Origin of the sequence: Bradyrhizobium sediminis (assembly GCF_018736105.1) — a bacterium.
In the GTDB taxonomy this organism is placed as follows: domain Bacteria; phylum Pseudomonadota; class Alphaproteobacteria; order Rhizobiales; family Xanthobacteraceae; genus Bradyrhizobium.
Window position 1 is genome coordinate 3,513,829 of record NZ_CP076135.1, and the last position, 14,413, is coordinate 3,528,241.

The 14,413-nt window shown below is 63.6% G+C and carries 14 protein-coding genes; 6 read left to right on the plus strand and 8 right to left on the minus strand.

The features are described 5' to 3' along the window. Positions 1–26: 26 nt before the first annotated feature. The 6 genes from KMZ68_RS16925 to KMZ68_RS16950 all read right to left on the minus strand — a co-directional run bounded on the left by KMZ68_RS16925 (position 27) and on the right by KMZ68_RS16950 (position 6,289). A complete protein-coding gene (locus KMZ68_RS16925) occupies positions 27–599 on the minus strand; it encodes a septal ring lytic transglycosylase RlpA family protein (RefSeq protein ID WP_249779382.1) in 573 nt (190 codons plus the stop codon). Positions 600–1,257: 658 nt separating this feature from the next. Beyond that, positions 1,258–2,868, minus strand: a complete 1,611-nt coding sequence (locus KMZ68_RS16930) for a caspase family protein (protein ID WP_215612356.1) — start codon at positions 2,866–2,868, stop codon at positions 1,258–1,260. Positions 2,869–3,867: 999 nt separating this feature from the next. Further along, positions 3,868–4,107: a DUF6719 family protein gene (locus KMZ68_RS16935; protein ID WP_215612357.1), complete on the minus strand. Its 240-nt coding sequence runs from the start codon at positions 4,105–4,107 to the stop codon at positions 3,868–3,870. A 220-nt stretch (positions 4,108–4,327) separates the two neighbouring features. Further along, complete coding sequence (locus KMZ68_RS16940) at positions 4,328–5,044, minus strand: outer membrane protein (RefSeq protein ID WP_215612358.1); 717 nt, start codon at positions 5,042–5,044, stop codon at positions 4,328–4,330. A gap of 290 nt (positions 5,045–5,334) precedes the next feature. Next, positions 5,335–5,751: a hypothetical protein gene (locus KMZ68_RS16945; RefSeq protein WP_249779645.1), complete on the minus strand. Its 417-nt coding sequence runs from the start codon at positions 5,749–5,751 to the stop codon at positions 5,335–5,337. A 310-nt stretch (positions 5,752–6,061) separates the two neighbouring features. Then, a complete protein-coding gene (locus KMZ68_RS16950; protein WP_215612360.1) occupies positions 6,062–6,289 on the minus strand; it encodes a His-rich protein BRANT in 228 nt (75 codons plus the stop codon). Between the two features lie 259 nt (positions 6,290–6,548). On the opposite strand from KMZ68_RS16950, the gene KMZ68_RS16955 reads away from it, so the two are divergent. Beyond that, a complete protein-coding gene (locus KMZ68_RS16955) occupies positions 6,549–7,088 on the plus strand; it encodes a tetratricopeptide repeat protein (RefSeq protein ID WP_215612361.1) in 540 nt (179 codons plus the stop codon). A 67-nt stretch (positions 7,089–7,155) separates the two neighbouring features. Here the strand turns inward: KMZ68_RS16955 and KMZ68_RS16960 are convergent, their stop codons facing one another. Further along, a complete protein-coding gene (locus tag KMZ68_RS16960; RefSeq protein WP_215612362.1) occupies positions 7,156–8,718 on the minus strand; it encodes a S10 family peptidase in 1,563 nt (520 codons plus the stop codon). Positions 8,719–8,890: 172 nt separating this feature from the next. Next, positions 8,891–9,022: a hypothetical protein gene (locus tag KMZ68_RS26150; RefSeq protein WP_256441550.1), complete on the minus strand. Its 132-nt coding sequence runs from the start codon at positions 9,020–9,022 to the stop codon at positions 8,891–8,893. 351 nt (positions 9,023–9,373) lie between these two features. Between KMZ68_RS26150 and KMZ68_RS16965 the strand changes: the two genes are divergently transcribed. The 5 genes from KMZ68_RS16965 (at position 9,374) to KMZ68_RS16985 (ending at position 14,366) form a co-directional block, all read left to right on the plus strand. Next, positions 9,374–10,036, plus strand: a complete 663-nt coding sequence (locus KMZ68_RS16965) for a hypothetical protein (protein WP_215612363.1) — start codon at positions 9,374–9,376, stop codon at positions 10,034–10,036. 20 nt (positions 10,037–10,056) lie between these two features. Beyond that, a complete protein-coding gene (locus KMZ68_RS16970; protein WP_215612364.1) occupies positions 10,057–12,216 on the plus strand; it encodes an adenylate/guanylate cyclase domain-containing protein in 2,160 nt (719 codons plus the stop codon). A 108-nt stretch (positions 12,217–12,324) separates the two neighbouring features. Then, positions 12,325–13,104, plus strand: a complete 780-nt coding sequence (locus KMZ68_RS16975) for an NAD kinase (RefSeq protein WP_215612365.1) — start codon at positions 12,325–12,327, stop codon at positions 13,102–13,104. A gap of 117 nt (positions 13,105–13,221) precedes the next feature. Further along, positions 13,222–13,767 carry a response regulator gene (locus tag KMZ68_RS16980; RefSeq protein ID WP_215606152.1) on the plus strand — a complete coding sequence of 182 codons (546 nt, stop codon included), beginning with the start codon at positions 13,222–13,224 and terminating at the stop codon, positions 13,765–13,767. Between the two features lie 23 nt (positions 13,768–13,790). Then, positions 13,791–14,366, plus strand: a complete 576-nt coding sequence (locus KMZ68_RS16985; protein WP_215612366.1) for an Hpt domain-containing protein — start codon at positions 13,791–13,793, stop codon at positions 14,364–14,366. Positions 14,367–14,413 lie beyond the last annotated feature (47 nt).

The following is a 14,413-nucleotide window of genomic DNA, read 5'->3' on the forward strand; positions in this document are numbered from 1 at the left end:
GCCTTGCCGCCGGAGGCAGCATCACCTCAAAGATCGGTGGCGGCGACGTCATCGAGGCGCTCCCACTGTCCAGGAGGGTCGTGCTCGACTTCATTCGCGTGCGATGTTCCGCCAACCGGTCCGGGGGTCCAATAGTCGCCGGAAAGCGGCCTGACGCTTACGCCATAAATTACCCCGAGCTGCAGGCTTGGATCGAAATGGCGCATCGCCCGCTCATTGAGGTCAATGATGCGGCCAGGCGTTAGTGGCCCCACGTCATTGATCTTGACGATGACTTTCTTGCCCACAGCCTCAACGAGGGCATACGTCGGCCTCGCGCCAAACAGGACCCCACCGAATTTCTGGCGCAAACTCGTCCTGATGGCAGCCGCCCAGACCGAAGGATCATAGCGCTCGCCGGAGGCTGTGTCCGGGCCGCCCTCTCGCCATCCTGGCCGGAACGGATTGTACGTGGATGCTGCGCCAACGATCGCATCCCCAGAAGCGGCATTGACGACGGCGCTAGAGTGAACCTCACCGATTTCACTTCGAGCAACGGCAACAGAAATGGCGAGCGCAACTACGGCACCGCAAATTGCGGCGCCCGAGCGAAACAACATCATAACTCCTTGACTGGATTTTCTGGATCGTTCGGTTCTCGATGCCGCAAAACAGGATCAAGCGAACGCGTCCGCGTTCGAGCTCGCTCCAATTTTTGCGGATTCGTGCCAATCCTGGCCACAGAACCGTTGTGGGAACCAAGGTGGTCCTCGCACAGGCGTTCTTGTTGTCAGCGACTAGACAGCAATTGCGTCAGCAGCATGACTGAATAGAGATTTTTGGCTAGGGCGTCTGGGAGCAAGCGTCTTACCGATGTCCGCTCGGGGTCGATCGCGTCGTTTCCACGATGCGGACGTGAAGTCAGGTTCAGCGACGCTATCCCTCGCAAAGAGCGACGCCTTACATCGATGCCAGAATTGACTTTGATTTGCGCACGGCCGCTCCGCCGCGGATCATCAACGAGGCCGTACTGGACGTCTTCGCTGCCAAGAACCAGGCCGAGCGAGAGGCGATCGTCGATCGCAAGGCCTAGCACTGGCTATCGGTGAGTCGCTGGCTGCCCATGCTTCGAGACGCTCGCGCCGCTCGCTCCTCAGCTTGAGGTGGTTGTGCTTCAACAAGCTGAACCTCATCCTGAGGAGGCCACGAAGTGGCCGTCTCGAAGGATGGGCTGCAATACCGATTGGTGATTCCAAGTACCAGCAAGACACTCGCCGATTACTTCGCGACGAAGAAGAAATCCTCCTTGCCCGGCAACGAACCGTAGGTGTAGGGCTCCTGCCGGCCGGCGGTCGCCTCCATCACGTCATCGCGGACGAGGCGGAACACCTTGTTTATCTCGACGCCCGGCGTGGCGATGCGTTGAACGACCGCAACCGCAAAGGGCGAATTGCCGCCTTCGCCGTCAAGCGCAATCTGCCCGTCTTTCGCGGCGAACACCACCAGTGTCGCGCCAGTAACTTTGACTTCCGCAAGTCCGCGCCCATTCGTTGATCGCGAAGCGATTGGCGCGCCGGCGGTTGACGCCCTGGCGACGGCTTCCGGAGCCGCCGTCTTGCGCGGTGCGAAGGGATTGTCGCGGCAGGCGTCGAGCATGACGAGCTTGATTTTTTTCGCCGCGTCCGTCGCACGCAGCACTTGTGACAACGGGACGGCTTCGTATTCGATGTCGCGGTCGACGGCCAGCCGGGCGTCGACCGGAACAAGATAGTTGACGCCTCCCACCTCGATGCCGTGCCCGGCATAGTAGACCATCGCCCAATCGGAATTCTCGGCCTCGTTGGCGAACGTTCGCAGCGCATCGATCAGCTTTTCGCGCGTCACGTCGCCGGCAAGCGTGACGGTTTCGAACCCGATGTTGCGAAGGGATCTTGCGATCGCGGCGGCATCGTTGTGCGGATTGGAAAGCGGCGGCACGCTCTTGTAAGCCGAATTGCCGATGACCAATGCGACGCGGCGGCCTTGCTTCCCGGCTGGCGGCGTCGTGGCCGCAGGGACGCGCGCGGCCGGCGTCGGGACGGACCTCGGAGAAGCCGCTTTCGTGGGCGCGGCGTGAATAATGGGCTGGACCGCGCCGGAATTGAGCGCCGCCAGCCTGGCCTTGGCCGTTTCAAGACTGGATTTGCTGACGTCGGAGCGGTTCTGGCTTCGCGATGCCAGGGCCTTCTCGAACTCGGCGCGCGCACGATTCAAGTCGCCCAGCTTCTCAAAGGTCAATCCTCGTCCGGTATAGGCGGGAATGCTGTCGGTTTCGAAAATCAGGGTCTTGTCATAGTCCGCCAGGGCGCGCTCGAACTCGCCCCTGTAGCGAAAGGTATCTCCTCGCGTCAGATAGCTGTTCGCATTCCTTGGACTGATGCGAATTTGCTTTTCCTGATCGGCGAGCGCGCGGTCGAGGTCTCCCTTCAGCCGCCAGATCTCGCCGCGATTGGCGTAGGCTCTGACGTCGTTGGGATCTCGCCGAATGGCCTCGTCGTAGTCGGCGATCGCCTTGTCGTAATCGCCCTTGTCCCGCCAGACGAGAGCCCGGTTGTTGTAGAATACGGAAAACGCCGGCTCCAGGCGAATGGCTTCGCTGTAGTCCGCGATGGCTTTGTCCAGTTCTCCGAGCTGCCACCATGTCGAGGCGCGGACGCTGTAGACCCGGGAATTGCTGGGGTCGAGGCGAGCCGCCTCCTCGAGATCGGCGAACGCGCGCGCGGTTTCGCCCTTCCTGTACCACGCCTCGGCGCGATTGACCCAGGACCACAGGTATTTCGGATCGAGGCGGATCGCCTGATCGTAATCTTCGATCGCGCGGTTGAATTGTTCCTTGTTCGTAAGAGCCATGCCTCTCAGCGTATGGATCCTGGCCCGTTCATTCGGCGGTTTCATCCATGACAGCGCCCGGCTGCAACCCGATATCTGTCGGTCGTAATCGGTTCTCTGATTGCAGTCCTGAAGGTCCCGGTTGTTGGCGGCCATCGCCTGAAAGGCAGAAACAGCCGAAACGGCCACAGCCAGAAGAAAATACCTGATCCGCATGATCCAATTTCCCTGATCGGACAATGGAATGAAACTAACGCCGCGGTTCGACCTTCGCATCCTGGATTGTGAGGCTTCGAACCATGGGTTGGGACAGACCTTCAACGAGCCCCCTCGCCCGTCAGGAGTGACCGGCAAACCGCCACAGAAGCCTAGTGCGCAGGCATCGGGTGAACTGTGCGGCCCGTCACGCTTGACGGGATTCCGATATTTTCACCGGCACCGGCAGGTGCTGTAAAAACTCCGCCGGTACGAGCAAGCCATTCGCGTGGTGATGGATTGTTCGACAAACGTCCGGCAAGGCTGAACGAAGACTTTACGGTACTGGCGCAGGAAGCCCTTCGCGCCGCGTGGCCGTGTAAGTGTTAGGTCGCCGGCCGCGGGCGCCGTTACCATTTGTCTCGCATGATCAGGGGATTGGCCGCCGCGCCAACCGGCTACAGCCAGGCGCAGACCAGCGCCAGGTTGGCCGCGCAGGCCGCCAGCAGCGCGACTGACAGCGTGACATGCACGCGTTCGCAGGAGGTTTGCAGGGTCATTCTCATGGCCCGCAAAACATCCGGCGATTCTACCCGGGGAGTCTCGCAGGATATTTTTTGGACGATTCAGGACTCGTTTACGACTCAGGGACTCCCGGCCCCGGGGGCGCCGGATCTGGCGAATCGGCCTGTCAGGTTGCCCGTCACCGGCATGCCCCCCAGCCCTCACGGGGCTGGATCTGCAATTGAACAGGTGACGGGGCGGCCGGCTGCCGGGCCGCACGAACCCGGAATCGCGAAGGCGAAACCGTCTTGGAGACCGACGCTACGGCGTCGCCACTGCCAGCGAAGCCTGATCGCCGGCCCGTGCCACGCAAACCCTCTTGCGGTGCAGGCCCCGGATCGCTCCGGTCACCTTCAGCACCTTGCCCGCGGCACAGGAGGCGTCCTGCACGTAGGCGATTTCATAGGGTGCAAGGATCAGGGGTTCGGATTTCAGGACGGTCTGGGCGGAGCACGGCACCGCAAATGCCGACAAAACCAACCCTAACGCAAAAACACGCATGTTCGTTGTCCACCAACCGGCAAAGCCATAATAGCGCATTGCGGGCAGAAGTTCCGGCGCCGGCAAAAATTATTTTTCGGCTGGCGGCGCAAGCGCCCGCCTGCATCGCGGCGGGTTCTAAATGAGATTTGTAAACAAAAAGGCCGGCGCCAGGCCGGCCTCTTCCCGTTTCGTTGCACCGTCCGCCAGTGCCCGGTTAGGGACCTGGCCGGTAGCTGGCTCAGTACTTGGCGACGACCGGGCCACCCCAGCCGAAGCGGTAGTTCAGGCCGACCTTGACCGAGTGCTCGTCGTTGCGGAAGCGGGCGCCGACGACGTCGGGCGGGCCGGCCGTCACGGTGGTGTTGCCGAAGTTGTAATACTGGTACTCGGCCTTGGCCGACCAGTTCGGCGCGAACATGTATTCGAGGCCGGTGCCGACGGTGTAGCCGTCCTTGTGGTTGCCGTCGGTGGTAAAGGCCGCCGGGACGCCGGCGACGGTCACTCCGATATTGTTGCTGTCGCGCCAGGCGTAGCCGCCCTTGGCGTAGAGCAGCGCCGGACCCCAGGTGTAGCCGACCCGGCCGGTGACCGAACCGAGCTGGTTGTTGTTGCTGCCGGTCACCAGCGTGCCGCCCGGGAACAGCACGCCATTGTTATTGCCGCCGTTCAGCCAGCTGTACTGGGCTTCGGCGCCGACCACCCAGTTCTGCGCGAACTGGTAGTCGAAGCCGGCCTGCACGCCGCCGAGGAAACGCGCGTCGCTGCTCTGCAGGCTGTTGTCGCCCGCGAACGCGCCGCCGAGATGGCCGCCGATGTAGAAGCCGGTCCAGTTGTAGACCACCGCGGGCGCGGTGTAGGCGGGAGCCTTGGAATAGGTGCGCGCAGGGATGTCAGCCGCGGCCGCGGGGGCGGCAAACGCGATCAGGGCAGCTGCGCCGAGCAGAAGTTTCTTCATGATTGGTTCCCCGTATGTCGCCGTCGACATCAATCAAACAACGTGGCCTCAATTAGGTTGCTTCGCGGCAATGCCGGAGCTGTGATGGTTCGTAACCATGACGGGGCGGCAACAAAGCCCTTCGGTTGCAGCCGGATCGCGGTTTTCCGCCCATAACAGCTCACCTCGCAGCTATAGGCTGCGTCTCCCGAAGCCAGGGTCAGGTTCAAGCCTCGCTGAAATGTGATCGGATGGGCCCTGCCCGAAGCCGCGGCAAAATGACCGGGAGACGGGCCCGCGGCGCCGGCCCACTACCGCGGCAGCTTTTCCAGTTCCGGAAACGGCGCATAGGTCGCGCCGGCGCAGATTTCGCCTGCGTTCTCGACCAGGCGGTCGAGCCGGCCATCGACATAAAGCACGGCGCGTGCGCGCCCTTCGCGATAGCCGCCGTCGCTATCCCGCGCCGCAAAGCGCAGGCAGCTGACATAGCGCAGCCGCCCGCCGACGGTCCGCTGCACCGGCTCGGCCATCACAGCGTCGCGCACCCCAACGGGGTTGTTCAGGTAGGTTCGCATGAACGCCAGTATCTCGGCGCGGTAGTTGGCGGGAAACGGCTGGCTGGCGACGCCGCGATCGTCGGTATAGGTGATGCTCCTGCTGTCGTCGCTGCTCACGCAGGCGGCGAGCGCGATCGGCAACAGCAGGATCGCGGCGCGCTTTGCTGATATCCCCAAGTGCAACCCGTGGTTTAAGGCTCTGACGACCGGAAGCGTTCTAGAGCCATATCGGTTCTGATGGAATCAGAACCGGGCTCTATTTTTTTGACGCGCTTTCTTTACGCGAACCGGTGCCCACTTCGCTCGAAAACGCTATAGCCCTTCCCCGCAGCAAATGGAATTCGCATCCCGGTTGGCGGCCGGCGCGCGGCTTGCCGGGAAACGTACCGGCCCGCCCGCCACTGGGGAAGCAATGGCGTGCGGGCCGGGCCTGATCTCCGCGGGACGCGCGATGGGCAATGTGGATCAAACGCCCTGCGGATCAGTACCAGTGATGCCGGTGGAAGCGATAGTGATCGCGGAAATGCCTGTGGTGATGACGGAAATGCCTGTGGTGATGGCGGCCCATCCAGGCGTTGGCATTCAGCACGTCCGGATTCACATACACGCTGTCGGGGACGTGGCCGGTCCGGTCCGGGCCGTGGGCCATCGCGGGCGCCACCGCAAGTACGGAAACCGCAAGCAGCGCGGCGGAAATGGTCTTCAGCATGGTCGTGTCCTCCGGGGGATCGCGAGGGTGCCGGCCGGATGGCCGGGCTCGTCGATCATGCCCGTGAACCTAATCGCCGCGCGCTGAACCCATCCTGAAGCACAAACGCGGACTTCGTTCATCTGCATGACAACTTCGTCATGTCCGGCCGGCGGCCGATCACATTGGGGCGATGAGCCGGGAATGTTCCGGCGCAGGAGGTGTTCAAATCAGCGGGCAGCGGTGTAGGATTTGCCCTATTGGAAATCGGGAGAGATGCATGAACAGATTTGCGATCAGGTTTTTGACGCTGGCGACATTTGCGATGGCGCTGGTCACGGCGCCCGTAATCACCAAGGTATACGCCGCGCCCGACGAGTCGCCACCTCCCTCGTCGGAGAAGAAGAAGAAAAAGACCAGCGAAGTCAAACCCGGCATCGAGGACACCGCCTTCGCCAAGGGTTATCGCGCCGCCTACGCCACGATCTATGACCGCAACGACTATGCTGCCGCGATTCCGCAGCTGAAGGCGCTCGGTCACGACGACTCGGCCGCCGTCGCCAACCTGATCGGTTATTCCTATCGCAAGCTCGGCGACTACAAGGTGTCGCAGATCTGGTACGAGCGCGCGCTGAAGGCCGACCCGAACCACGTCAAGACCTGGCAGTATTACGGACTGTGGCAGGTCGAACAGGGCAACCGCGATTCCGCGCAATATCACCTGAACCGGATCGCGGCTCTGACCGGGACCAATAGCGAGGAATATCGCTCGCTGGCCGCGGCACTGGAACAGCCGCCCGGCACCGGCCTCGTCTACTGATCGACGCGACGTTCAACGAACCGGCGCAATCCTTGAAAGGGTTTCGCCGGTTTTTTGTCGTCACGCCTCACTTCATCAGCGCCTCGACCTCCGACCGAAACGCCTGGCGCGCGCCGTCGCGCGAATAGAACATGTGGCCGCCCGAATAGACGACCAGCTTGACGCGCTCGGGCGAGGCGTAGGCCGGCAATTGATCGAGCAGGATCTTCGAGCCGAAATACGGCGTCGCCAGATCAAACAGCCCGTGCGCCACCAACAGCCTCAGTTTCGGGTCGAGCGCGAGAATCTGCCGCAGCTGGGAAATCGATTCCGGCGGATTGATGCTGCGGCCGAAATCCCAGGCCCCCTCCACCGCGCCATTGAGCAACCGGTAGGAGCCGACCGGCCGCCAGTTGAGCTTGCGCGTGGTGAGGTCGACCACCGCGCTGGTCAGCGGAGCCACCAGCGGTTCGCCCGAGGGATCGCCGAAACGATAAGAACTCGAATCCGGATAGGGATCGAAGCCCGTGACCGAGGCGTCGTAGCGGCCGGTCACCCTGCCATTGCGCCGGTCGAACTCGCGGCGAAACTCGGCGACGGCGAAGCGCCCGGCGAGCCTGCGGCTCACTGAAGCATCGATCCCGGTCAAGGTTGCCACCCTGTCGGCGAGCCGCATGGTCGCCTCGGTATCGGCCAATCCCCTGATGAGGTCGCTCAGGAATTCGCCTTGCGCATAGCGCTCGACATCGGCGAGGTCGGCGCGGGTCACAGCACCCTTGACCGCGCCCTTGGCCTCCCGCGCCACCGCCGCCATCGAAGGAAGGCTCCAGACATATTGCAGCAGACTGGAGCCGGTGAATTCGCGGAAGTCGAGCAGCGGCGAGACCAGGATCAGCCCCCTCACCCCGATGCCCTGGTCGACCTGCAGATTGCGGACGATCTTCGGCCCGCGAATCCCGCCATAGCTTTCGCCGGCGACGAATTTCGGCGACAGCAGGCGGTCGGATTTCTCCAGCCAGCGGCGGATCACCAGTGCGATCGAGTTGACGTCGCCGTCGACCGAATAGAAGCGCTTGCGCACCTCCTCGCCGCTGGCGACGAAGCGGCTGTAACCGGTGCCGACGGGATCGATGAAGACGAGATCGGTGAAGTCCAGCCAGGTCTCGGCGTTGGGCAAGAGATCCGGGGACGCGGACGACGTCATCGCGTCGGCGTTGATGGCGAGCCGCCACGGACCGGCAGCGCCGAGCTGCAGCCAGGCCGAGGCCGCGCCCGGCCCGCCATTGAAAAGGAAGGTCACCGGCCGGCTTCGCGCATCGGCGCCATTGAGCTGGTAGGCGGTGTAGGCGATGTCGGCCTGCGGCTCGCCCTTGTCGTCGAACAGGGGAATCGAGCCGGCGGTAGCGGTGAAGTCGAGCGTTCTTCCGGGGAGAGCGAGCGTGTGTTTGGTCGTCGAATCCTGCGGCAGGCGGTGCTGCTCGGCGGCCGCTGGGGTAGAAGCCCCCGTTGCGCCCGCCTTCTGCCCGGACGGCGTCGTCGCCGGTTGCGGCTGATGATGCGCGTCCTCGGCGCGCGCGCCTGTCGTCGCCGCGAATGCGAGGAACACAAGCACGACCAGCGCATAACGCTGCGCGGCAGGGCGAATGGCCATGTCGGTTTTTCTCCCTGCTTGCGCCGCCCCGTCGATCAAACAGGGCTGGCGCTTCCGGCAACGGTTCCCGGCTGCGGCACCCCCAATATTTTTCGCAACAAACGGGGATCGATGACAATCACGATTCCGCTAGATCATGATCCAACTGGGCCTCGAAGCGTTCGGCGACGAATCACTGCTGCAGTTGGCGCTCGTACCGGAGCTGCGCCTGCAACGTGGATATCCAGAACACCGAAATCGAGTGCGTGATGACGCGGTCGATCGCCGAGAGCGCAGGTTTGACCGCGGTAAAGATGTTGCTCATCGCTGTCCCCTATCCCTGACATCCGTCGCTTGCGGATGGTTGGAGACTAGGCCGGGCCGGTCGATGTCACCGTAACTCAGGTCACCGAGCCGGCCGCTGGAAAGCTCGATTTGGGCCGGTTCCTGTCGTAAACTCAGTTCTGGTTCGGTGCCGGTTTCTTGAATGCGCCATTGCGTGATATTGGTCACATTCGCCTCAGGGCGGATCAAGCTAGCTGCGCGATACTTCGTTCGACTTCCATCATCAGCCGAAGCGAATTGATGAAGGCCGGCGAGTTTCGATATCTGGCTGTACGGAGCAGGCTCGATTCCTTGTTGAGCCTGGCTTCGACTCTTTGGATGAGGTCTTAGGATGAAAAAAGCGATTGTTGTTCTCATCGGCGTCATGGGGTTTGCGGGAGCAGCGGCAGCCCAGGCGCCGGTTGCAGTCGTGGAAGAGGTTCAGGGCAATGTCACCGGCGCCGAGTTCATGGACTACGTCGCGCAGGGAAAGGTCATCAAGCTCGGACAAGGCGGTTCCGTCGTGCTCGGCTACATGAAATCCTGCCGCCGCGAAACCATCGCCGGAACAGGCACCGTCATCGTCGGCCAGGATGAGAGCATGGTTCACCTCGCCGAGGTCAACGGCACAAAAACGGAATGCGACCCGGCGCAGGCGCATGCGACGGCCCGGGAAACCAGCGGCGTGGCCGCGACTGTCGTCCGCAGCCTGGCGAAAGACGCCTCGGCAAGCCCACAGCTGACGCTTTACGGCACCTCGCCCCTTGTCGAAGCCAAGGGGCGCGGCACGCTTGTGTTCGATCGGCTCGACCAGAAGGGCGAACGCCTGCAGTTCGAGCTCACCGGAAACCAGCTGAAGGGCAAGTTCTACGATCTTGCCGGCACCAGCAAATCGCTCACTCCCGGCGGGACTTATGCGGCGACCTTCGCATCTCGCAGGATCGTGTTCCTGGTCGATCCGCAGGCCAAGCCCGGCCCGACGCCGATCGTCGGCCGCCTGCTGCGCATGGAATAGGCTTTGCCGGGCCTCAGCCTTTGAATATCGGGCGCACGACGCGGGACGGCATCGCAGTCGCTGCGATCGTGTTGATTTGCGCAGGGGCTGCCGTGTCGCCCGCGTTCAACATGGTCCACGGCCTGTCGATCGACATTCTTACGGCGCTGCGCTGGGAGTTGTTCGGCAGCCGGCAGGCGCCGGCCGCCTCGCCCGCGGTCGTGGTGGCGATCGACGAGGAAACCTACCAGACCCCGCCGTTCAACAGTTCGCCGCTCCTCACCTGGACCGGCGAGATCGGCCGCGTGCTCAGTGCGATGGTGGAAGGCGGCGCCAGGGTCGTCGGTTTCGACATGGTTTTTCAGAGGTCGATCGAACAGTCGGAAATCCCGTTCGGCGAAGGCGCGTTCGGCGAAAAGGTCCGCGGTTTCGATCGCGATTTCCTGCGCGCGCTCGCGGCGGGATCCTCGACCGGCAAGGTGGTGCTGGGTGAAGTGCTGCGCGGCGACCAGCCGATCCGGCCGTCGCCGGGACAGCGCATCGCGGTTCGCCAGCAGCAGAATATCCGCCCGCTCAACGTCTACACCGACAGCGACGATGTCGTCCGCCGGGTGCCGCTGACATTTTCCGTTGATGGCAAACCGGTGCCCTCGATGGCGCTCGAACTGGCCTCGCGCGCGCTCGGCGCCAAACCGGAATTGACGGCGGACGGCGCGGTCGCGCTGGCCGGCTACCGGATTCCGGGCGCGGTGCCCAATACCATGACGCTCAATTTCGAGGGCGGCGCGGATCGCATCCCGACCTTTTCGTTCGCCGATCTGAGTTCCTGCGCCAGGAAAAACGACAAGGAGTTCTTTCGGCGCCAGTTCGAGGGCAAGGTCGTCATCGTCGGCACGGTTCTGGAAGTGGAAGATCGCCGGCTGACGTCGAAGCGGTTCACCACCGGGATCGAGGGCGCGCGGGCGCCGCGCTGCGCGGTTGCGGAGCAGCCGGTCAGCGGACGCTTCGAGCGCCGTGAGATCGCCGGCATCTATATTCATGCCACCGCCGTCAACAACCTGATCGCCAAAGACGCGGCCGTCGAACTCGGCCGGCTGCCGATCGCGCTGATCGCGGCCTTCGCGGCGGCGTTTGCGGCGGCCGTGACGCGAATGCTCAGGCCGGTCGGCGCCGTTCTGGCGTATCTCGGAGCGACCGCCGTTTACGCGACCGCAGCCACCGCGGCGTTCAACCACGCGCTGGTGCTGCCGCTGAGCGAGCCGTTCATTGCCGGGGTCGGCGCGCTGGCCGCGATGGTCGGCTATCGCTTCATGATTGCCGACAAGGACCGCCGATTGCTGCGGAAAAGCTTCGCGCTGTACCTCGCCCCCGACGTGATCGAGCGGATGCTCGCCTCGAACAAGCTGCCGGTGCTCGGCGGCGAAACCCGCAACGTGACGGTGCTCTTTACCGATCTAGAGGGTTTCTCGCTGATCGCGGAAAGGATGTCGCCTGACGCCCTGATGGCGCTGATGAACGAATATCTGTCCGCAATGACCGACATCATCGAAAACCATGGCGGCTATGTCGACAAGTATATCGGCGATTCCATCGTCGCGGTGTTCGGCGCCCCGGCCGACGATCCCGATCATGCCGGCAATGCCGCCCGCGCCGCGCTCGGCTGTTGCGCGCGGCTCGAGGAACTCAATCGCAGCGCGACGGCGTTTCAGGGCCGCAAGATCGTCCAGCGCATCGGAATCAACACCGGCGATGCTCTGGTCGGCAATTTCGGATCGCGGCGGCGCTTCAATTATTCCGTGATGAGCGATGCCGTGAATCTCGCCTCGCGGCTCGAGGGCGCCAACAAGTTCTACGGCACCACCGTGATCGCCTCCGAAACCACGGTCGCGATGACCGGCGGAACGTTTGCCTGGCGCGAACTCGACACCATCCGCGTCAAGGGCCGCACCAACCAGCTCACGATCTACGAATTGCTGGCGCAGGCGGCGGAGCTAACACCTGCGCAAGCGGCGCTCGCGGCGGACTACGCCCAAGGCCTCGCGCATTGGCGCGCCGGCGAATTCGATCTTGCCGCGGAATGTTTCGAGCGCGCGGCCGCCGCCGACCGGCCGTCTGCCATATTTCTCGAGCGGGCGAGCAGTTATGCGAAGCAAGCGCCCGGCGGCGAATGGGACCCGATCCGAACGCTGCAGGAAAAGTGAGCGGGGATCCTCAAAGTGCGGCCCTGTCGTCTCGACAATTCCGGCCAAGATCGTATAGACGACCCTACGCCCCCGCTCCCACCGGCGCCGAGATGAGCCAGCCATCCCATGACCAGCCCCAAGCGATATGACCGGATCGCCTTCGTCGCGAGCGCTGGCGCGGAGGCGCAAGCGGCGCTGGCGCAGCTGATCGAGCTGTACGGCAATCACGATCCCGACGAAGCCGACATCGTGGTGGCGCTCGGCGGCGACGGATTGATGCTGCAGACGCTGCACCGGCACATGCGTTCGGGCAAGCCGATCTACGGCATGCATCGCGGCACCGTCGGCTTTCTGATGAACGAGTTCAGCACCAAAGACCTGCATGCGCGTCTCGCCGCGGCGCGCGACACCATGATCCATCCGCTCCTGATGCGCGCCACCGACGTACATGGGACGGTGCATGTGCATCACGCCATCAACGAGGTCTCGCTGTTTCGCCAGACTCATCAGGCGGCGCGCCTGAGAATCCTGATCGACGAGCGCGAGCGCATGGCGGAGCTGATCGCCGACGGCATCTTGGTGGCGACGCCCGCCGGATCCACCGCCTACAACCTTTCGGCGCAGGGCCCGATCCTGCCGATCAACGCCCCGCTCCTGGCGCTGACCCCTATCAGCCCGTTCCGGCCGCGGCGCTGGCGCGGCGCGCTACTGCCCAACACCGCCTATGTCGTGATCGAGGTGCTCGAGGGCGACAAGCGCCCGGTGGCGGCGGTGGCCGACCACGACGAAGCGCGAGACGTCCGCCGGGTCGAGGTGCGGTCCGACAAGACCATCTCGATGCGGATGCTGTTCGATCCCGGCCACAGCCTGGAAGAGCGCATTCTGAGCGAGCAGTTCAACTACTGAGCCCCCTGCCCCGGGGCGACGCCACGCCGGGATCGCAACCATTCGTTAACCGGCCCCGCGATATGGTTAACGCCGGGTATATACCGTTTCCGGCAGGTATCTCCTCAGGACCACGCCATGTTTCGCATCGATTTCAACAAGCTGCGATTTCTCGTTTGCGACGACAATCCGCATATGCGGCGCATCCTGCGGACGCTGCTGCATTCGTTCGGCGCGCGCGAGGTCTACGAGTCCGAGGACGGCGCCACCGCGCTCGAGATGTACAGCCACTACGTCCCCGACATCGTCATCACCGACTGGTCGATGCCGATATTCGATGGTCTCGAACTCGCCCAGATGATCCGGCAACCGGAATCGAAGGGTAACCCCTACGCCCCCATCATCATGCTGACCGGGCATTCCGAGAAGCGGCGCGTCACCGTGGCGCGCGACGCCGGCGTGACCGAATTTCTCGCCAAGCCGATTTCGGCCAAGGGGCTTTATCAGCGCATTCTGAACGTCGTCGCCAATCCGCGGCCGTTCATCAAGACCAAGACCTATTTCGGCCCCGACCGCCGCCGCAATACCAACACCGCCTATATCGGTCCCGAGCGCCGCATCGGCGGCGAGGTCGAAGTGATGCAGCAGCCCTCGCTGCTCGACAAGGCCCGGTCCACCGTTTAGCGCATCGCGCCAAGGAAACCATCATGGCCAAAGGCAAATCCGACGTGCAGGTCGCGAGCTTCGCCGACCACCACGTCATCACCCAGCCCAACCCCTTGCGCAAGGTGTTGCGGCGCGTTGCCGAAAAGGATCTCGACGATCCGGTCGCGCGCGCCGAAAAGGCGCTTGCCGGACTGTCCGGCGAATTCAAGAACTGGATGGCGATCGAGGCCGACCGGCTATCGGCCGCCCACGCCGTCATCTTGAGCAACGGCTTCACCAACGAGACGCGCGACGAACTGTTTCGCGCCGCCCATGACATCAAGGGCGACGCCGCCACTTTCGGATTCCCGTCGGCCGGCGCCGCCGCCGAAAGCCTGTGCCGGATCATCGAGCACGCGCCCGATCTCGACCACGTGCCGTCCAACCTGATCGCGCATCACATCAACGCCATCCAGGCCATCGTGCGCGAGCGCACCAAGCTCGACACCGCCGCCATGGCGAGCGAGCTGAGCAAGCAACTCCGCGGCATCGCCGACGTGTTTCTCACCCAAGCCAATCGCGACCGCCCCGAGCATCTCGAAGCCATCCTTGCGCCGAGCATCGCTCCGGCGGAGTGAGTGTTGTCGTCCCTGCGCACGCAGGGACCCATACGCCGCGGCTTGTC